This window comes from Ornithinicoccus hortensis (assembly GCF_006716185.1).
In the GTDB taxonomy this organism is placed as follows: domain Bacteria; phylum Actinomycetota; class Actinomycetes; order Actinomycetales; family Dermatophilaceae; genus Ornithinicoccus; species Ornithinicoccus hortensis.
The window spans coordinates 1,784,971-1,803,567 of record NZ_VFOP01000001.1 but is presented as its reverse complement, the minus strand read 5'-3'; the positions used below and the strand labels follow the sequence as shown (position 1 = coordinate 1,803,567).

General features: G+C 65.9%; 13 protein-coding genes. 5 read left to right on the top strand and 8 right to left on the bottom strand.

Annotated features, from left to right (window positions below):
- Positions 1-8: 8 nt before the first annotated feature.
- A complete protein-coding gene (locus FB467_RS08325) occupies positions 9-1,847 on the bottom strand; it encodes a hypothetical protein (RefSeq protein WP_141784690.1) in 1,839 nt (612 codons plus the stop codon).
- Positions 1,844-4,612 (bottom strand): DUF1156 domain-containing protein, encoded by a 2,769-nt coding sequence (locus FB467_RS08320; RefSeq protein ID WP_141784689.1) that lies wholly within the window; start codon positions 4,610-4,612, stop codon positions 1,844-1,846. The genes FB467_RS08325 and FB467_RS08320 overlap by 4 nt, the downstream gene beginning before the upstream one ends.
- A 136-nt stretch (positions 4,613-4,748) precedes the next feature.
- Here FB467_RS08320 and FB467_RS08315 point away from each other — a divergent pair, with 136 nt between their 5' ends.
- Positions 4,749-6,134: an IS1380 family transposase gene (locus FB467_RS08315; protein ID WP_141784688.1), complete on the top strand. Its 1,386-nt coding sequence runs from the start codon at positions 4,749-4,751 to the stop codon at positions 6,132-6,134.
- Between the two features lie 154 nt (positions 6,135-6,288).
- Here FB467_RS08315 and FB467_RS08310 read toward each other — a convergent pair whose 3' ends face one another.
- Positions 6,289-7,464: a PD-(D/E)XK nuclease family protein gene (locus FB467_RS08310; protein ID WP_228393303.1), complete on the bottom strand. Its 1,176-nt coding sequence runs from the start codon at positions 7,462-7,464 to the stop codon at positions 6,289-6,291.
- A 79-nt stretch (positions 7,465-7,543) separates the two neighbouring features.
- Between FB467_RS08310 and FB467_RS08305 the strand changes: the two genes are divergently transcribed.
- From FB467_RS08305 to FB467_RS08295, 3 genes are all read left to right on the top strand, one after another.
- Positions 7,544-8,758 carry an SIR2 family protein gene (locus FB467_RS08305; protein WP_141784687.1) on the top strand — a complete coding sequence of 405 codons (1,215 nt, stop codon included), beginning with the start codon at positions 7,544-7,546 and terminating at the stop codon, positions 8,756-8,758.
- Positions 8,759-8,807: 49 nt separating this feature from the next.
- Positions 8,808-10,190 carry an IS1380 family transposase gene (locus FB467_RS08300; RefSeq protein ID WP_141784686.1) on the top strand — a complete coding sequence of 461 codons (1,383 nt, stop codon included), beginning with the start codon at positions 8,808-8,810 and terminating at the stop codon, positions 10,188-10,190.
- A 210-nt stretch (positions 10,191-10,400) separates the two neighbouring features.
- On the top strand, positions 10,401-10,946 hold the full coding sequence (locus FB467_RS08295) for a hypothetical protein (protein WP_141784685.1): 546 nt from the start codon (positions 10,401-10,403) through the stop codon (positions 10,944-10,946).
- 37 nt (positions 10,947-10,983) lie between these two features.
- Here the strand turns inward: FB467_RS08295 and FB467_RS08290 are convergent, their stop codons facing one another.
- Complete coding sequence (locus FB467_RS08290; RefSeq protein WP_141784684.1) at positions 10,984-11,802, bottom strand: hypothetical protein; 819 nt, start codon at positions 11,800-11,802, stop codon at positions 10,984-10,986.
- The gene (locus tag FB467_RS08285) at positions 11,802-15,212 is read right to left on the bottom strand and encodes a helicase-related protein (RefSeq protein ID WP_141784683.1); all 3,411 of its coding nucleotides are present in this window, start codon (positions 15,210-15,212) and stop codon (positions 11,802-11,804) included. The genes FB467_RS08290 and FB467_RS08285 overlap by 1 nt, the downstream gene beginning before the upstream one ends.
- 793 nt (positions 15,213-16,005) lie before the next feature.
- Here FB467_RS08285 and FB467_RS08275 point away from each other — a divergent pair.
- A complete protein-coding gene (locus FB467_RS08275) occupies positions 16,006-16,311 on the top strand; it encodes a HigA family addiction module antitoxin (protein WP_141784682.1) in 306 nt (101 codons plus the stop codon).
- 244 nt (positions 16,312-16,555) lie between these two features.
- Here FB467_RS08275 and FB467_RS08270 read toward each other — a convergent pair whose 3' ends face one another.
- The 3 genes from FB467_RS08270 to FB467_RS08260 all read right to left on the bottom strand — a co-directional run bounded on the left by FB467_RS08270 (position 16,556) and on the right by FB467_RS08260 (position 18,502).
- Positions 16,556-17,368, bottom strand: a complete 813-nt coding sequence (locus tag FB467_RS08270) for an ABC transporter substrate-binding protein (protein WP_141784681.1) — start codon at positions 17,366-17,368, stop codon at positions 16,556-16,558.
- Between the two features lie 69 nt (positions 17,369-17,437).
- Complete coding sequence (locus FB467_RS08265; RefSeq protein ID WP_141784680.1) at positions 17,438-18,070, bottom strand: TetR/AcrR family transcriptional regulator; 633 nt, start codon at positions 18,068-18,070, stop codon at positions 17,438-17,440.
- An 84-nt stretch (positions 18,071-18,154) separates the two neighbouring features.
- Positions 18,155-18,502, bottom strand: a complete 348-nt coding sequence (locus FB467_RS08260) for a peptidoglycan-binding domain-containing protein (RefSeq protein WP_244932731.1) — start codon at positions 18,500-18,502, stop codon at positions 18,155-18,157.
- Positions 18,503-18,597 lie beyond the last annotated feature (95 nt).

The following is an 18,597-nucleotide window of genomic DNA, read 5'->3' as shown; positions in this document are numbered from 1 at the left end:
GCTCCCCCTCAGTTGGTCTTCGTGTTGGTCAGGTGCGTGCCGATGTAGCCGACGTAGACCATCGGCTGCTTCGGGTGGCAGTCGAGGATGTACATGCGGGGCGACTCCATCCCGATCTGGGCGAGCCTGAAGTGAGCCTTCATCTCAGCACGCTCCGCTACGTCTACGGAGGCAGGCACGGGGAAGATGCGCTCGCCGCCCCAGCCCTTCATGGTTTGGGCAGTCTCGGTGTGGGCCCATTTTCCCGGCGAAATCGTGCGGTATCCGGTCGGCGTGTGTTTGATGTAGTGATCGAGCCCGTTGTCGCAGTCCCCGGCTGCACGCGCTTTGACGTAGTCCGCAAGCGTCAGCACCGCCTCCCAGGCCGTACGCAGTGCAGCCTCGTTGGTGTCGATGGCATTGAGCTTGTCCACGTCGTCCATCGCGCCCGTGAATTCGACGCCGTCAAGGTCTTCGATCTGCTTGATGAGGTCCTCGAAGCTGTCGGGACGCTCGACCCTGTACTCGTCTGGCACCTCTGCATAGCCAGCCTCGTAGTCACCCGCATCTCGCAGTCGCGACTCGAGCCACCTGATACGTCCATCCCGTTTGTCGAGGTCCAGCTTGGCGTCCTCGGCCTCGAGCTGCGCGGTGTCGAGCGCCTCGCGAAGGTCTACACCCTCGTCTTCCAGCCTCTCGACGCGCACCTGCAGCTGGTCCACCCGGTCTTGGAACTGCTGCATAGCCTGCTGGTGAGAACCGACGCGCGCAATTCGGTCGGCGATGCCCCGAAGGCTCGCCTCTGTGATCTCCTCGAGCTTGAGCATGCGCTTGACCAGCGCGATTTCCGCAAGCTGCTCCTTTGCTCGGCCAAGCCGTTCCCTACCGGCCTTCGCCGCCGACCGCTTCTCGACCTTCAGCGGGAGCTGAGGTGCTTCCTTGGTCTCAAGCCCCAGCTCGAGTTCGGGTTGGCCCAGCGTCTGGACGAGCCGGCGATTCTCGTGTCGCTCGAACCGGCGCCGGACCCGCTGGACCTCCACCGGCAGTCCACGCTTGGCGGCATGATTACGCGCGATCTCGCCAAGGAGGTGTCGGGTGCGGCCCGGCTTCTGATTGGCCAACCGCGCCGTGCCCATCATCCGGTGGTGCCTCGAACTCGCCGGGTCGTCGAAGTCGACACCGGGCTGATAGGTGCGAATGGTCCAAGCAGGGGCCTTGAACCGCTCCCCCACCCGGTTTGCGAACTCCTGGGTTGCGATGGGATCGAGCACGACGACCTGAGCCAACCCCGCTACGTCACGGGTCCAGTCGCCAACAGCTTCCCGGAACTTGTCGAACGGGATCCCGTCAGCGGCTGTCGTGCCGGCCACCAGGACGAGCCCGTGGCGCTCTCGGTCGGCTAGCAGCTCGACAAGGAGATCGAGGTCCGCAGTGTGGTGAACGACCGGTTCTTCGCGCAGTTCGAGCTTGCCGTCGCCGAGCGGTAGCGCACCCATCAGGTACTTCGCCACGCGCGGAACGCTCGCGTAGTTGCCCTCCTTGTTCGCGACCGTGACGTGGACCCAGTCAGACTCGCCGGGCGCGTCGTGGGCGACGAGGTCAGTGGCCCACGTCCCGCCGTCGTTCTCCTCGACCATCCGGATCCGGAAGTCCTGCGCGGCGTCGTCGCGGATTGCGCGAATAGCGAGGCGAGCACCCTTCGCGACGAGGTCTTGATCGGTGTTCAGGTCAACATCGCCGAACCCCTTCTCCCGGAGCCACTTCCCCACCTGCTCCGCAGCCCGAGGCAGCCATTCGTCACCGGCGTCACAACGCATGAACGCCGCATAGTCGCGCGTCCACTCGCTCTCGACGGCTGCCGCGATCATGACTCGGTGACCTCGTCGAAGTCGATCTCGCCCTGCTCACTGGTGGCCTTGCCGACCTCGCGGGAGGCGTCGAGGATCTCGGGCCAGCTGGTGACGACGGTATTGCAGTCGAGGGCTTCCTTGGTCCAGCCGTTCTTTTCACTGACGCGGAAGACGAGGTGGGCAAGTTCCTTGATGAGGTCGGCCTCGATGTCCCCCTCCGGACGGCTGAGTGCGGTCGCAAGGAATGATCCCGCTGCCTGGACGCCACCGGTGTTCAGAAGGCGGATCAGGTGGTGCAGGACCTCCCAGCCGCTGGTCGACTCGTCGGCCAGCACGTCATAGTCGGCCGGCATGTCCTCGGGACGAATCAACTGCACCTTGCCCGCAGCGGAGGTCAGCACGCCCGCGCGGGCCATCGCATCCACGCTCGTGTTGCGAGCGTTCGCGAGAGTGTTGGCGTCGCCGAAATCGCCCACCGCGTACCCGTGCTGCCGGTACCACGCCAGAGCGAACCTGGTCGTCGCGTGGAAGTCGCCTTCCTGTTCATTTAGAACCTGATCGAGGATCTCGTTGATCCTGGACAAGGCAGCCCGCACAGTCATCTTCGTGCCGTCCGGTTCAAGGACCGCGCTGTAGCGACTGAACACCGCCATGCCGGGACCGATGGCGGCCTGGGGCAGGTCAACAGGCGCGATCAGGCCCTGCTGAAGCTTGCGGAGAGCGTCAGGCAACTCCGCCTCAAGCGTTGCGATGAAGCCACGCCTGTCAGTGGTCCGCGCATCTTCTGCGCGCGGACGGAGCGAGAGGACGATCGATGACGCCAGCGCGTTCGTGCCCAACCCGACCGCTCGACTGGAACGCTCGCTTCGAACTGGCCACGTTGAAGTGATCTCCCAATTTGAGCGGATCATACCTTCGAGCAGGGTCTCCCACCCGGATGAGGTCTCTCCAGCGTCTGACTTCTCACTCTGTTTGAAGGCGTACCACACGACCATAGGTGCGTGAGTTGCGGCACTCTCACGCACCTTCGCAAACACGCGTCTGAATCCCGACTCGAAGAAGCCATTGGCCGCAGATTTTCCACCATGTCGATACTGGTTTGCCACGAGCTCTTCTGCCTTGGGCACGAGCATCGTCGAGAGTAGGTCTGGATACTGTTTCCGGAGGGCACGGCGCAACCAGACATAAAAGAAGTCGGACAGGTCCGAGTAGCCAATGTTGTCGTAGTACGGAGGGTCTGTATTCACGACTGCCCCCAAGTACGACCGCGCCGAGGCATCTGCCTGTTGCGCAACGCCACTCGTCGCCGGTACGAGCTCCGCGAAGCCCTGGCTGACCACCTGCACGCAACGTGACCAGCTTCCCCCTATGTCACACAGCGGGTTGACTTCGGGGAAGTCCCACACCATCGGGATGGACTGTCGGGCAAACAGATTCTTCGGGCGATCCTCCTTCGGATACCAAACCGCAAGCGAGTTCCCATAGTCAGCCAGCTTGCTGACAGAAAATGCGAGGTAAGTCGCGACGGCGTCGGCGTACTCCGGCGTGCCGCCGTCGGCGCGAACCTTCTCCCTGGCCTCGGAGACCAGGTCGCTGAAGGTGGTCAGCGCCACCAGTTGGCGGTTGGTGAAGAGATTTACCCACTTCGTCATGCCGTACGCCTGCACCCGGAAGCCAAGCGCCTGATCCGGGATCGAAGGGTCAGGAAGGTCATCCGGACGGGGTACATCTGCTGCCAAAGAGTGGACCTGATCTGGCGCCACATATGCGCGGGAGCGGTTGCCTTCGGCGACCACGGCCATCAGTGTTTGCCCCGTACGCCCGTCGCGACCCTCAGCTCGGACGTACTTCAAGTCGACCGCGGTCTCGCAGGCGATGCAGAAGGCACCATTTCGGCCGACGGTGCCGTCGGTCTCCTTGGTCGGTGAACCAGCCTTGTCGTGCCCGATGTCGAACTGCACTCGCTGGCCCGAGGGGTGGTCCGGATCACCCACGACGGTGGGGACGACGTACGCCTCCTTGCCCCTCTTCTTGCCCAGCCACCAGGAGCGGACCAGTGGCATTTCGATGCCGCAGGCAGGGTTGGGGCAGGTCACGGTACGAGCCCAGATCCAAGCGATGACGTTCGCTTGGGTGCCATCGTCGAGAGTTGCCTTCGGGTAGAGATGACCGGTCCACTTCTCGGCTTCGTCACGCATCCAGCCGCCGTAAGCGCGGACATCGGCTGCGAGCCCTTCAGCGCCCTTCCAGTCGCGGATCTCGGAGTCGGCGAGGTCAGGATAGGAAGGGGCTTGGTCGCGGAACTTCGGCGGGATCTCGATGAGTGCCTTGTTGATGAGTACCGCGACCGGGTTGAGGTCGGAGGCGTGGGCTTCGAGGCCGAGGCGCTGCGCTTCGAGCGGGATGGTGCCGCCGCCGGCGAACGGGTCGAGGATCGGCGGCGGGTTGCCGTCGGTGGACTTGAGGATCTCGGCGTGGGCTTCGGCGAGGAGTTTCTCGTCGCGGACGTTCTCCCACCTGACGAGGCGCTCGATCAGTCCGTGGAGGCGCTCGCGCTCGCGGCGCTGGTCCTCCTCGGTGGGGAACTCGTCCGGCCGCGCGGACGGGTCATCGACGAGCTGGGCGAACAGCACGGCACGGGCTGCCGCGAGCGGGCGCTGCGCCCACCACTTGTGCACCGACGATGGGTTTCCCCTGTAGATGTAGTTCTCCCTCGCCGACTCCTTGTTGATCGCCTCCAGCGGGAGGGCGACCTCGATCAGCTTGCGCTTCAGTTCTCCCACGCGCACCACCCTAGCCTCGGTGTTTCACGTGGGTGGTGCGGCACGGTCCTTGAGTTGACGTGAAAAGTGCTCCTGAACTGGGATGATGTGACTTGTCAAGAGTTCACGTCGTCACAGTTCAAGGAGCACTTCTCAGGTGAAGCGTAACGGGTCGGTCCGACGGGTGAAGGTCAGCGCCGATGGTGAGGGCGTCGTGTCGCACGCCGGGCTGGGGATGTTGCGGGAGGTGGCCGAGGACACCGGCCTGGTCGAGGCCCTGGACGGGGCGTTGGCCGACACCTACCGTGGGCCGTGGATCCATGCCCCGGGCCGGGTGCTGACCGATGTCGCGGTCGCCGTGGCCGACGGGGCGGATGCGATCACCGGGATCGAGGTGCTGGGCGACCGGGAAGGGATCTTCGGGCCGGTGGCCTCCATGCCGACCGCGTGGCGGGTCCTGGACCGGGTCGATGCCGACCACCTGGGCGCGGTGCGGGCGGCACGGTCGCTCGCGCGGGAGCGGGCGTGGGCGGCCGGGGCGGGGCCGGACCTTTCCCAGGAGCTGGCGATCGACTTCGACGCCACGATCACCATCGCGCACTCGGAGAAGGAGAACGCGGCCGCGACCTGGAAGCGCACCTTCGGCTTCCATCCGCTGCTGGCCTTCCTGGACCGCCCACAGATCGCCGGCGGGGAGGCGCTGGCCGGGTTGTTGCGCAAGGGCAACGCCGGGTCCAACACCGCCGCCGACCACATCGCGGTGCTGGACATGGCGCTGGCCGCGCTGCCCGAGCACGCCCGACCCCGTCCGGGTGATGCCGAGGGCCCGCGGGTGCTGGCCCGGTCCGACTCCGCCGGTGCCACGCACGCGTTCGCCGCCGCGTGCCGCAAGGCCGGGGTCGGGTTCTCCTTCGGCTTCCCCGTCGACCTGCGCGTACAGGACATCGTCGATGCCGTCCCCGAGAACTGCTGGCACCCGGCCATCCAGACCGACGGCGACCTGCGGGACGGGGCCTGGGTGGCCGAGGTCACCGGCAACGTGGACCTGTCGGCCTGGCCTGCGGGCTCCCGGCTGATCCTGCGCAAGGAACGTCCCCACCCCGGCGCGCAGCTGACCTTCACCGATGTCGACGGGATGCGGATCACCGCGTTCCTGACCGACACCGCCCCCGGCGTCGTCCCCGGGCAGATCGCCGGGCTGGAGCTGCGCCACCGCCAGCACGCCCGGGTCGAGGACCGGATCCGCCAGGCCAAGGACACCGGCCTGCGCAACCTGCCCTGCCGGGCGTGGAACGAGAACGCGGCATGGCTCGAGGTGGTTCTGATGGCCACCGACCTGATCGCCCGGACCAAGCTCATCGCCTTCGCCGACCACCCGACCCTGGCCAGGTGCGAGGTCGCCGCGTTCCGCTACCGCGTCCTGCACGTCGCCGCCCGCATCACCCACGGCGCCCGACAGGTCCGGCTGCGCCTCGACAGGACGTGGGCCTGGGCCACCGCGATCGCCACCGGCTGGGGCCGGATCCGCACCGCGTTCACCTGAACGCAGACCCCCGTCCCGACGACCAAGGACCTCGGAAACCGCACACCCGGCGCGACAGCCGGGCACCACCCATGCCCACCCACCAGAATCAGGCCAGACCCGCCTCACGACCGGCCAGAACGGGCACCGTCAGCAGCCGCATGAAAGACCGAGGCTAGGGCAGCCTGGTGATCGCGAGCAGATCGTCGCGGAGTCGGACGTCATCAGGGCTTAGGCCTGCGAGGACGTCGTCGAGTCCTACGTCCGTCTGGAGAATCTTGTCAATCGCGCCTAAGTCAGGTCCTTGGCGACTCACGAAGATCTTCGAGTAGTCGGGGTCAGCGATCGGTTCAGCGACAACAGCGTTCTCCGCCACGGCCGTCGGGCCGAACTCGAAATGGATGCGCGGGTGTGGAACTGGCCGCTCAAGGGCAACGGCCCACTCCCACAGGCCGCGGAAGTTCGTCGAGACCGTGGTGATATGCCCCGCCGCCACCGCTTCGTTGACCTGCCCGGTCAGCGTGTGCTCGGCGTAACTTCTCAAGGTCCGTTTCACCGTGGCAAGGGTCCTGCGGCCATCCTCGAACTGCCTCTGGGCATGCTGCGCCACGAGGCTCGCGAACTCCTGCCCGGCGGCGTCCTGCGGGCGGTGACCGTATCGAACACTCTCGCCCGTCTCGCACATGGCTTTGATGAATGCGATCTGGTCACCGGTGCTCACAGCCGTTGGGCCTTCCGTGAAGTGTTGGACGAATTCACTGATGAAGAAGTTCTGTCTGGGGTGGGCACGCTGCCAGGCCTGGTCGCCGGCGATGTGCGCATGCAGGTTCTCAAGGAGTTGTGCATAGGTGAGGACGGCAGCGTTCTCCCAACCTCCTCGCTGGAGTTGGCTCTCGCGTCTGACGCACAGCAGAACCACGACACTCTGCCTCCCGCCCAGGGCGCCGTGCGCAAGGTACCGGTGATAGCCGTGGCCGTGACCGTCGGAGACCTCGTAGTTCTCCACGACCACGCTCGCACGGTCGTTCGTGAGGACGATGTCCGCGATGTCCGCGCCCTCTTCTGCCACGGAGGTGTTGACCTCCTGGATCACGCGATAGCCGGTTGTGGGGAGCTGTGCTGTCTCGTCGAGGAACTGGTTGACGTGCTCGAGGAAAAGCCGCTGGAACGCATCGCCCAGTTCGTGTGTCGCTCCTGGCGTCAGGAGCCAGGCGAACACGTTGGACAGTTGCTTCTCATGGGTCCCGTGGTGCATCACGCGGAAGACGTTGAACTGCTCAGCCAGACTCCGAGACAGGGTCGGTACGAGCGCAGTGACCATCTGCTCGACGGAACTCGCAAGGGGGGCCACGCCGGCCAGGATAGCGCCGACGATTCTTGGTCGGCCATGCCGCCGCGCGCCATCCTGAAAGGCCTGCCACTCTGACCTCATGACCGCGGAGACGCAAGGCCATCTGTTCGTCGTGCATGGTGACCTGACCAAGCTGTCCTGGGACGCGGTGCTGATCCCCTGCGACCAGGACAAGGCCGTGAGCAGCTGGTGGTTCCGGCTGTTCGACACCACGCGGCAACCGCAGGACGCGTGGGAACCGCTCCCCGAGGGCGCAGGCCTGGCGCCTCGCCGCCGAGGTTCGCAGGAGCGCGAACCGGACCCGACGGCATACGAACTCGTCGACACGGTCTCGCCGGAGGATGTGGAGCAGCTTGCCGAGGCGGTCGTTTCGGGACTCGAGCGTCTGGTTCCCCGTCTGCCGCAGGGTGCTCACGCAGGCCGTACCCGGCGTCTCGTGGCGATGCCGCTGCCCGGCACTGGGCACGGAGTCTTCGCGCACCGCCGTGGTGCCGTGGTCGGAGCGGTGGTGCCAGCGCTGGTGACGTGCGCCGAACGGCTCGGCGTTGACGTCGCGCTGGTGATGAGGGATCCGCGGGACTACGCGGCCGTGCAGGGAGCGACGGAGCGGACATGGAGCGTCAGCAAGGAACTGCTAGATCATGCGGATCGCCTCGGGGAACTTGCCGGCCGCGGTGAACTGTCGGTGTTCGTCGGTGCTGGCGCGAGCGTCCCGCTCGGGATGCCGAGCTGGGGGCAGTTGGTGCACAGTCTCTTACAGCAGGCGGAGGGACAAGATCTCCCTAAAGGGTCCGACGAAGTGGCCTACAAGGCGGCTGCGCAACGGGCAAAGGACGCACTGGGCGAGGACAGATACGCCAGGCTGCTCGAGCAACTCTTCGCGACCGAACATCACGCGTTGAGTCATGGACTCATCGCCAGCCTGCGGCTCCGTCAGAACGTCACCACGAACTTTGACACAGCCCTAGAGGCAGCGATGAAGTTGACTCACGGCGAGGACCTGCGTGTCATGGCGCATCAGTGGGCGACGACCAGCGGCCCGTGGCTGCTCAAACTTCACGGGACAGTGGGTAAACCACGTGGTGTCGTCCTGACTACGGATGACTACGTGCGGCACGCAGAAGACGGCAAGCCGCTGTACGGGCTGGTCCAGGGGTTGCTGATGACGAGTCACGTGCTGTTCCTGGGCTTCAGCCTCATGGACAGCGCCTATTTGGAACTAGCCTCGGCGTTTCACGCGGGGGCGGTGGCGCGGGCTTGGGTTGACGTGGAAAGTGCTCCTGAACTGGGATGATGTGGCTTGTCTAGAGTCACGTCGTCGCAGTTCGAGGAGCACTTCCAAGGTGAAGCGTAACGGGTCGTTTCCGCGGGTCAAGGTCAGCGCTGACGGGGAGGGCGTGGTGTCCCACGCCGGTCTGGGAATGTTGCGGGAACTGGCTGAGTACACAGGTCTGGTCAGCGCCCTGGACAGGGCACTGGCCGATACCTACTCCGGCCCCTGGGTGCATGCCCCAGGTCGGGTGCTGACCGACCTGGCGGTCGCGGTCGCTGACGGTGCGCAGGCGATCACCGGTATCGGCGTACTAAGCGACCGGGAAGAGGTCTTCGGGCCGGTGGCCTCGATGCCGACCGCATGGCGGGTGCTGGACCGGGTCGATGCCGATCACCTGGGCTTGGTGCAGGCGGCTCGGGCAGACGCACGAGAACGAGCGTGGGCTGCCGGGGCAGGCCCGGACCTGGCCCAGGAGTTGGCGATCGACTTCGATGCCACGATCACGGTTGCCCACTCGGAGAAGGAGAACGCTGCCGCCACGTGGAAACGCACGTTCGGGTTCCATCCGCTGCTAGCGTTCCTGGACCGCCCGGAGATCGCCGGCGGGGAGGCGTTGGCCGGGTTGCTGCGGGCAGGGAACGCCGGGTCGAACACCGCCGCCGACCACATCACCGTCCTGGAGCAGGCGTTGGCGGCCCTGCCGACCCAGGCCCGGCCCCGACCAGATGACCCCGGCGGCCCGCGGGTGCTGGCCCGCTCGGACTCGGCAGGGGCGACCCACGCCTTCGCTGACGCGTGCCGCCAGGCCGGGGTCGGGTTCTCTTTCGGGTTCCCTGTTGACCTGCGGGTCAAGGACATTGTCGATGCCATTCCCGAGGGTGCCTGGTACCCGGCGGTCGAGACCGACGGGATGCGTGAGGGCGCCTGGGTCGCTGAGGTCACTGACAATATTGACCTGTCGCCCTGGCCGGATGGGTCTCGGTTGATCCTGCGCAAAGAACGGCCCCACCCCGGCGCGCAGCTGACGTTCACCGATGCCGACGGGATGCGGATCACCGCGTTCCTGACCGACACCGGCCCTGGCGTGGTGCCCGGGCAGCTCGCCGGGCTGGAGCTACGCCACCGCCAGCACGCCCGCGTCGAGGACCGGATCCGCCAGGCCAAGGCCACCGGGCTGCGCAACCTGCCCTGCCGGGCTTGGAACGAGAACGCTGCCTGGTTACAGGTCGTCCTCATGGCCACCGACCTGATCGCCTGGACCAAGCTCATCGCCTTCACCGACCACCCCATCCTGGCCCGGTGCGAGATCGCCGCGTTCCGCTACGCCGTCCTGCACGTCGCCGCCCGGATCACCCACGGCGCCCGACAAGTGCGGCTACGTATCGATAAGACCTGGGCCTGGGCCACCGCGATCGCCACCGGCTGGGGCAGGATCCGCACCGCGTTCACTTGAACCCAGCCCCCTGCCCCTACCACCCGAAAGACCTCGGAAAACGTCCACCCGGTACGACAACCCGGGACACTGGCCTGCCCAGACCCCAGCCGGGAGCCCTCCGCCCCGCACACCCCAAGAATCCGCAGCCGATCCAGACCCCCATGAAAGGCCGAGGCTAGAGCCAGCGCCCGACGGAATGTCCGAAGTGACCACGACGTTGGGCAGTCCATGACGTCACAGTTCCCGGACATCGACAGAATCGCGTTTCGCCGGGATGACCAGTCCGACCACCCCGGCGGCGGCCACTGTTCCTTCCTTGAGGGCGACGAGGAGAACGGGGGGTGGCTGGGGATGCTGGACCAGCATGCACGCGCCCTGAGGATCCTCTGCACCGCGGCCCATACGGACGAACCGTTGACGCGGCCGATCATCTTTGCCGCCCACCACACCTGTGAGGTCGCGATCAAGGCTGCCTTGGTCCAGCGCGGGGTCGCCATCGAAGGCGAGCTCAAGGGGCACCTGCTGAACGACCTGCTCAACGAACTCGGCACGACCGGCTGGGCCTCCAGCGCTCCGGACGGCCACCAGCAGTGGGTCGCGGAGTTCGTGGCAGCAATGGTTGCGGTGACCCCGAACGGATTCGACGGGAAGTATGCGGAGCTTCCCAACGACATGGCCTCGGACTGGTGCTGCGTGAACCCGATAGGCATGCTGGCCACCGTGGAGACGTTCATCGCGTTCGTCATCGCCGACGTGCCGTTGGAACACGAGTAGGGCTCCGAGCCGGGCAGGCCACACCGCAGGCGCGCGATCAATCGCCGACCGAGCTCCATCCGGAGCCTCTCGACCAGAACCATCCACGCATGGATCCGCGATGGACGATCCACAGAACGTCTACGACCGGCTCGACGTCGGGGTCGCCTGTCGGCAGCCGGAAGTGCTCGTACTGCTGCGCAGGGTCGTCCATCAGCGGGCGGGAGATCTCGTAGTCCGTCTGACCATCGAGCCAGACGAATAGATGCTTTTCGTCGCCTGTCGCTTCGCGGAGCTTGTCGTAGTTGTCCGGCTTGGCGGCGAGCTCGCCGAAAATCAAGGTCACGGACGCATCGCTGCCTTTCGCCACAAAGCTGCCGTGTGTGGCCAGCGAGAGATGGACAGCCCCATCTCCTTCGTCGTACGCGTTCGCGCGGTCCGCCTCAGCAGCAGCGAGAGCGCGCCCCCCTGGCGACCATGCGATTCGAGCGCCGGATGACGTCCAATCAACCGGGGGCCTGTGGCGGTCGAAACTGTCCTTCCCTTCGGCCTCAAGGAGTTTCAAAGCTGAGTGGATCCGAGATCGAACACCTTTCGCACGGGCGCTCTCGGGCAGGAATACCATCCAACTCCTGCGGAGATCGTCCACGGGGAACGGTCCAAGCTCACCACTCCACGCGACGTCGTTCACTTTGCGATCGGGGTTAGTTACGGAAGTGACCTCGACGACACCGACACGGCCGTCGGGTCGCACGAAGCGGTAGTCCGCAATCCTCTTCCCGCCCAGGTCGGTGAGCTCCAGCTGAACGCCCAATTGGCGCTCGAGGAGCTCACGTGCGTGACGCTCATCCTCCCTCTCCGGGACTCGCTCGGCCATCAGAATGGCAACTTCCCCTTGGCCCACTGCTTGGCCCAGTCGCCGCGGACGCCGGTGGCGTCGAAGCCGCCGAGGTCGGTGGTTGCGAAGGGGTCGTCGAGGTAGCGGACTTCGTCGTACTGGGCTCCGCGTGGGTCGACGCGGACGAGGGCGAGGCGGTATCGCGGGACGGCGTTCTTGCCGGTCATCACTTCGTTGTGGGTGACGAAGAAGTCCTTCGCTCCGTCGATGCGGGCCTTGACCTCGATGCGGTAGGTGTCGCCCTTGGCGTCGGTGGAGAGGATGTCGAAGCCGGGGTTGTTGAAGGCCTGTTCGACGGGCTTGCGGCCGAGTTCGCGTTCGCGGGCCATCACGAGGTCGACGCCGCGGCGTTCGACCTCCTTGGTCTCCTTGGCGTGGATCGGCGCTGTGTCGGGCAGCTCCGATTCCAGCATCCCGACGGGTAGTACGAGTGCTGCGGTGACGATGCGGGGCGGCTTGGTGGACATGAGTTGCTGCTGGTCCATCAGCTCGAGCCGCTTGCGCAGCCGCACGTCGAGTTCGACGGCCTTACGGTTGAGGCTCTCCGACGAAATCTTGGGCTTGTCGCCAGCCTGTTCCTTCTCCGACGCCACCGCGGCATCGAGGAGGAGCCGGTCGCGTTCTCCTTCGAGCCGTTTGACGACCAGGGCGCGTGCTTTGTCCAGCTCGGCGAGTCGACGCGGCTGGACCTCGGACAGGTACTCGGGCAGCCGGTTGGCGATGATCCAGCTCATCGCCTTGTCCTCAGCATCCACGAGCCACGGCAGCTCTCGGACGGCGTCCACGACAGGGCTGTCCGGCGCGGCGACGCAGTCGAGATAGGGAGCGGGCCCGGCTGGGGTGACGGTGCCGTAGTTGTCGACGTAGGCGTAGCCGAAGCGTCGGGACACGGACTCGCCGGTCGCGTCGGCGACTTCCTCGACCACGCCGACCAGCAGGTGGGGTTCCTCCAGGGTTGAGGACACAAGGACGGTGCCTTGGTTGAGGGTGTCCCCGAATTGGCGGACGGCTTCGTCCATGACCGTGTCGTGGAGCGGGTGGCCTGGGGCAAGCAGGTCGGCCCGGGTGTGTTCCTCGGCGTGGACCTTGTCGAGTTCGAACGTCACGCGGTCGTACTTGGTGGCGATCGGGCCGGTGCTGGCGGCGCGGATCTGTTGGGGCACGTTCGCGATCTCGTAGCGGCCTTGTTCGCGCTTCACGATCCGTCCCCCGAGCCGGCTGAACGCTGCCTTGAACGCGAGCTCGATGTAATGGGGCTGCAGCCGGCGGGCCCGGGCCTCGTCCATTGCGGCGCGCAGGGCCTGCATGTCGCCCTCAGCAAGGTTCTCCGAGGCGAGCGCACGATCATCGAGCAGGTCCTTCAGTCCATCGCCGACGGAGGAGTCGACGACCTGGTGCATCTTGGCCTTGATGTCGGGACGTTCGCCGTACTGGATCGCCTCACGCAGCAGGTTGCGCAGAGGCGTTTCAGTAAACGCCTCCCCGAGCACGTCGAAGACCTTGCCGCCATAAGTTTCACGCATCTGCTCGAGCTTCGTCAGCAGGCGGGTGAAGACCTCACCCTCGCGGGTGTTCGAGGCGACCAGGTTCCACAGCCGGCAGACCTCTTCCTGGCCGATGCGGTGGATGCGTCCGAAGCGCTGCTCGATGCGGTTGGGGTTCCACGGCAGGTCGTAGTTGACCATGAGATGCGCGGCCTGGAGGTTGAGTCCCTCTCCTGCGGCGTCGGTGGCGAGGAGGATCTGGACGTCGCGGTTCTTGGTGAACTCTTCGGTGATCAGGCGACGCTCGCCCCGGCGTACACCGCCGTGGATCGCCTTGACCGCGTCCGGCTTGCCCAGCAGCGAGCCGATCTTGCCTTCGAGGTAGTCCAAGGTGTCGCGGTGCTCGGTGAAGATGATGAACTTGCGCGGCATCCCGTTGGCGTCCGTGGTCAGTGCGTTGTCCTGGAGGATCGTCGACAGTTCCGTCCACTTGCGGTCGGTGCCGGTCTCGCGGACCCTCTTCGCGGTCTCGATCAAGTCGTCCAATTCGAGGAGCTCCGCGTTGAGTTCCTCCACCGTCTGCGCAGCAGTGGCCGCGTCGAGGAGTTCCTCCTCCATCTCCTCCATCTCTTCGGCGTTGTACTCGTCATCATCGATCTCGCTCAGGTCAACCGACGGCTCCGATTCGGTGTAGGTGCCGTTGAGGATCTCCTGCTTCTTGCGCTCCAGTCGCTCCGAGCGGCGCACGAGGCTCTTGTAGATCGCCTCCGGGCTCGACGCCAGGCGCCGCTGCAGGACCGTGAGCGCGAACCCGACGGTGTTCTTCCACTTGCCACCCAGCTTGTCCGCTCGGTTCATCCCCTCCCGGACATAGTGGGTGACATCCTCATAGAGCTCCTCCTCCAGCGCGGTGAGCTCATACGGCACCGTTTCCGCGATGCGCTCGGGGAAGAGCTTCTTCCCCTCGAAGGTAAGCAGGTCTTCCTTGACCATGCGCCGCATGACGCCGGAGACGTCAACGGACTTCCTCTGCTTGCCCTCGAATCGGTCGCGATCAAGCAGCGTCAGGAAGAGCTGGAAGTCCTCCTCCTTGCCCGAGTGCGGGGTCGCGGTCATCAACAGCAGGTGCCGGGTGATCTCGCCCAGCAACTCTCCGAGCTGGAACCGCTTGGTCTTCTCCAGCTTGCCGCCGAAGTAGTGCGCCCCCATGCGGTGCGCCTCGTCGATGATGATCAGATCCCACTCGGTCTCCTTGAGCTGCGCCTGGAGTTCCTCGTTGCGCGAGAGCTGGTCCATGCGAGCGATCAGCAGCGGGCTGTGCTCGAACACGTTGACGTTGATGTTCGCGTCGATCAACTGGTTGGTGAGCAGGTCGAACCGGAGACCGAACTTGAAGAACAGCTCGTCCTGCCACTGCTCGACCAGACCACCAGGCGCGACGATGAGGCACTGCTTCACGTCGTCGCGCAGCAGCAACTCCTTGACATAGAGCCCGGCCATGATCGTCTTGCCAGCACCAGGGTCATCGGCCAACAGGAACCGCAACGGAGTCCTCGGGAGCATCTCGCCATACACGGCACGGATCTGGTGCGGCAACGGCTGCACGTCGCTCGTGGCCACCGCGAGCATCGGATCAAACAAACCCGCGAGCGTGATGCGCTGTGCTTCCGCGACCAACTTGAAATCACTCGCCTCGGCGTCGAAGGCGCGGCCGCCGGTCTGGGCAACCGACAGGTTCGCCTCCTCCTTGCGAAACACGACCTGCTGGCCGAGACGACCGGAGGAATCCTTGTAGGTCAGCTCCAACGCATCCGTGCCATGCCACTGCGTCGCGATGACAGTGATGACCTCGGACGGGATCAACCCCTCAACCCGCAGACCGGGCTTGAGCTCCTCGAGCTGCACTACTGACCTCCTGATCGACAGTCGGCCTACGTTACGCGAGCGGTCCGACAAGGTGCGCGAACTCCGACGCCTGTCGCCCATCTTGGCAGGCAACCTGCAGTCCGGGTTGGAGTTGCGCCCCTGAGCCCGTTCCACTCGCGGTCACGGATTGTTCGTCGTTGCTGGCCGTCCCTACATTGCTGGTTTGGGTCGTCAACCGACGCAGCGCGGGCGATCGACTCGTTACACGGGTGGTACATGCAGCGCCTGCAGAGCGGCGTTTGCGCAGGTGAGCGCCGTACGACGTCCTCTATTACGACATCTGATCCGAGGGTTCGCCCTCTGTCAGTAGTTGCCGACAACGGCGGCTGACCTGTGGAGACGCCTTCAGCGTCTTCCAGCGTCAGCCGCCGTTCGTCGTTCTCGGGCACAACCAGTGCGCACCCATCCATCGAGCCGATCCGATACTTACGCTTGCCGTTAGTATCGTTGCGCGTTACGCTTGTGTCGTGATTCGGTCCTTCAAGAACACCGAAACCGAGAAGGTCTGGAATCGCGAACACGTTCGGGCCTTCGGACCCGAACTACAGCGGGCCGCGCAGAAGAAGCTCCGCCTCCTCAACGCGGCCTCCGAACTGAACAGCCTGCGAGTGCCACCCGGCAACCGTCTGGAGAACTCGTCGGCAACCGCGCGGGACAACACTCCATCCGCATCAACGACCAGTACCGAATCTGCTTCAGTTGGACAGACACCGGTCCAACTGACGTCGAGATCACCGACTACCACTGACCGAGCAAGAGAGGAGCCACGATCATGGCCACGACCACCAAAGCCCACGACCCGATCACTCCCGGCGAGATCCTGCTGACCGAGTTCCTGGAGCCGCTGGGCATCACCCAGTACCGCCTCGCCCAGGCCACCGGACTCCCCCAGACCCGGATCAGCGAGATCGTACGCGGCAAGCGCACCATCACCACTGACACCGCACTGCGACTGTCCAAGGCGCTCGGGGTCGACGACCGGTTCTGGATCAACATCCAGACCGACTACGACCTCGAAGTGGAGCGCGACCTACACGGTGCCGAACTGGCCAAGGTGACCACGCTGGTGGCGAGCTGAAACTCGGCCGCCGGAGGCGCCACGGCCAATCACAACCGCGTTTGCCCAGGTCAGCGTCTCCCAGCGTTGGCCGCCATTCTCGTGGGTATGTGCCAGCCAGCCGCTCTATAGATCACGCCCGATAGGGAACAAGACTGCCCCCTGACTGGCCGACTCAGGATCAATCAGCCGGTTGCTGTCCTCGGTGCACCAGAGTGTCAGCCGAGGTCTCTCAGCCGCGGGACGACGTCCTCGGTGAACTGGGTCAGGAACCGCTCCTGGTCACCGCCGGGTCGGGGTCGAAGACGCCCTGGAACATCAGCAGCGGGATGTCGATGCCCAGGTTGCGGTACTCCCGGACGAAGGCCGCGGCGTCGGTGGGCACCAGCCACATGACCAGTGCGTCGACGTCCCGGTCCAGGGACGTGGCGTACTGCAACATGTCGGTCGTACCCAACGGCACCCACTGCTGCTGGACCACCGTGCCCCCGGTGGCCTCGAAGGCCTGCGCGGCACCGTTCATCGCGTCGTGGCCGTAGGCGTAGTCCGGACCCAGGGTCGCGATCGTCTCGTAGCCCAGCTCCTCACCGGCGTAGGTGCCGAGCGGACGGGCGGTCTGGTCGTCGGGCGCCGGCCAGATGAACCCGCTGCGCTCCCCGGCCAGCGACTCCTGACCGCCGAGGAAGGTGAACATCGGCAGCTTGCGCTGGGACAGGTAGGGCGCGACCGCCTGCTGGCTGGAGCCGAACACGGGGCCGATGAGGACGTCGGCCCCGTCGCCCTCGACCGCCTTCTTCACCCGCTCCAGCGTCTGGGAGGGGTCCAGCACGTCCTCGTCCACCGTGATCAGGGTGATCTCGGTGTCCCCCGCGGCGTAGCCGGCATCCTCCAGGGCGATCTCGATGCCAGCCTTGGCCTCCGGTCCGTAGTTGGCGGAGAACCCGGTGAACGGGGCGATCAGCGCGACGGTTACCTCATCGCTCGGGCCGGTACTGGCGCCGGCCTCGCCCGTGGCGCAGCCGGTCAGCGCCAGGAGGGCCAGGGCGGACAACCCGCCAGCCCACTCACGAAATGCCATCGGGACAACCCTTCAGACGTCACCACCATTGGTCGGTCTGATAGATCGTCGCCAGCAAACGGCGTTAAGTCAAGAGGGTGATGTCGCTTTTTTCTCTGGGAAGAAGGTCCCGTGCCAGATCTGGGTCACCACCCGGGTCGCGTCCTCGACGTCGACCGTCGCGCCGTAGAGCTCGTCCTGGGCGAACCACACGTAGGCGGACTGCTCCACCATGCAGGCCACGGCTTCCGCCGCCAGCCGCAGGTCGGGGGCCGACTCACCCCCGTCGGCCGACACCTTGCCCATCACGCCCAGGAAGCGCTCGACGTGCCGCGACCGCATCGACCACCAGAAGTCGCGGAAGCGCTTGTCGACGTGGGCCGCCTCCATGAAGGCGCGCATCACGTCGCGGTACTCGTAGTAGCGCTGCAGGTAGCCCCGATTCGCCTCCAGCAGAGCCTCGTAGGGCTCGGTACGGAAGTCGTGGTTGGTGGACACGCTCGCCTGGAACAACCCCTCGTGGACGTCGGCGATGACCGCCTCGAAGACGTCCTCCTTGTTGGCGAAGTACCGGTACAGACCACCCATCGACAGGCCCGCCGCCTCGGCGATGTCGCCCATCCGGGCGCTCACGAACCCGTCGCGGGCAAAGACCCCACGTCCGGCCTCGACGATCGACTGCCGCGTCCGCAGCCCCTTGCGCGTCGTGGGCGTTGCCGACATCTCACTCCCCTGTTCCGGCGACCAGTGCGGCGATCCTAGCCCAGAAGCGACATGCGCGTCGCGGAGCCGGACCGCCCGGCTGCCCTACCGCAGGAGCGCGCTACGCAGCGACTCACGGCCGCAGACGCCGTCGGCGGTGAGCCCCAGACTGCGCTGCAGCGACCTCCAGGCGGACTCGGAACTGGCGCCGAAGGTGCTCGAGGCGATCCCGACCTGGCTGTTGGCCGCCGTGGCCCGCCACCCCTTCGTGCCCCGCCTGGCCACCGTCGCCGGCGTCGCCGCCGTCCACGTGTTGGGTCCGACGACACCGTCGACGGCGAGACCCCGGTTGGCCTGGAAGGCACGGACCTTCGACAGGGTGCCCTGCCCGAAGACCCCGTCGACGTCCAGTGCGTAACCGTGCGAGCGCAACAGCGCCTGCAGCGTCGTCACGTTCCGTCCCCGGTGTCCCTGTCTGAGCGTGGGCCAACTCGCGTCCGGTGCCAGTGCTGCTCGACTCATGTGTCCCCCTCCTCGACCGCGTGCCG

What these genes read in the sequence shown, in the direction of transcription:
- FB467_RS08305 (WP_141784687.1), top strand. Translation starts at nt 7,544, where the DNA reads ATGACCGCGGAGACGCAAGGCCATCTGTTCGTCGTGCATGGTGACCTG.
- FB467_RS08295 (WP_141784685.1), top strand. Translation starts at nt 10,401, where the DNA reads ATGACGTCACAGTTCCCGGACATCGACAGAATCGCGTTTCGCCGGGAT.
- FB467_RS08290 (WP_141784684.1), bottom strand. Translation starts at nt 11,802, where the DNA reads ATGGCCGAGCGAGTCCCGGAGAGGGAGGATGAGCGTCACGCACGTGAG.
- FB467_RS08275 (WP_141784682.1), top strand. Translation starts at nt 16,006, where the DNA reads ATGGCCACGACCACCAAAGCCCACGACCCGATCACTCCCGGCGAGATC.
- FB467_RS08325 (WP_141784690.1), bottom strand. Translation starts at nt 1,847, where the DNA reads ATGATCGCGGCAGCCGTCGAGAGCGAGTGGACGCGCGACTATGCGGCG.
- FB467_RS08270 (WP_141784681.1), bottom strand. Translation starts at nt 17,368, where the DNA reads ATGGCATTTCGTGAGTGGGCTGGCGGGTTGTCCGCCCTGGCCCTCCTG.
- FB467_RS08265 (WP_141784680.1), bottom strand. Translation starts at nt 18,070, where the DNA reads ATGTCGGCAACGCCCACGACGCGCAAGGGGCTGCGGACGCGGCAGTCG.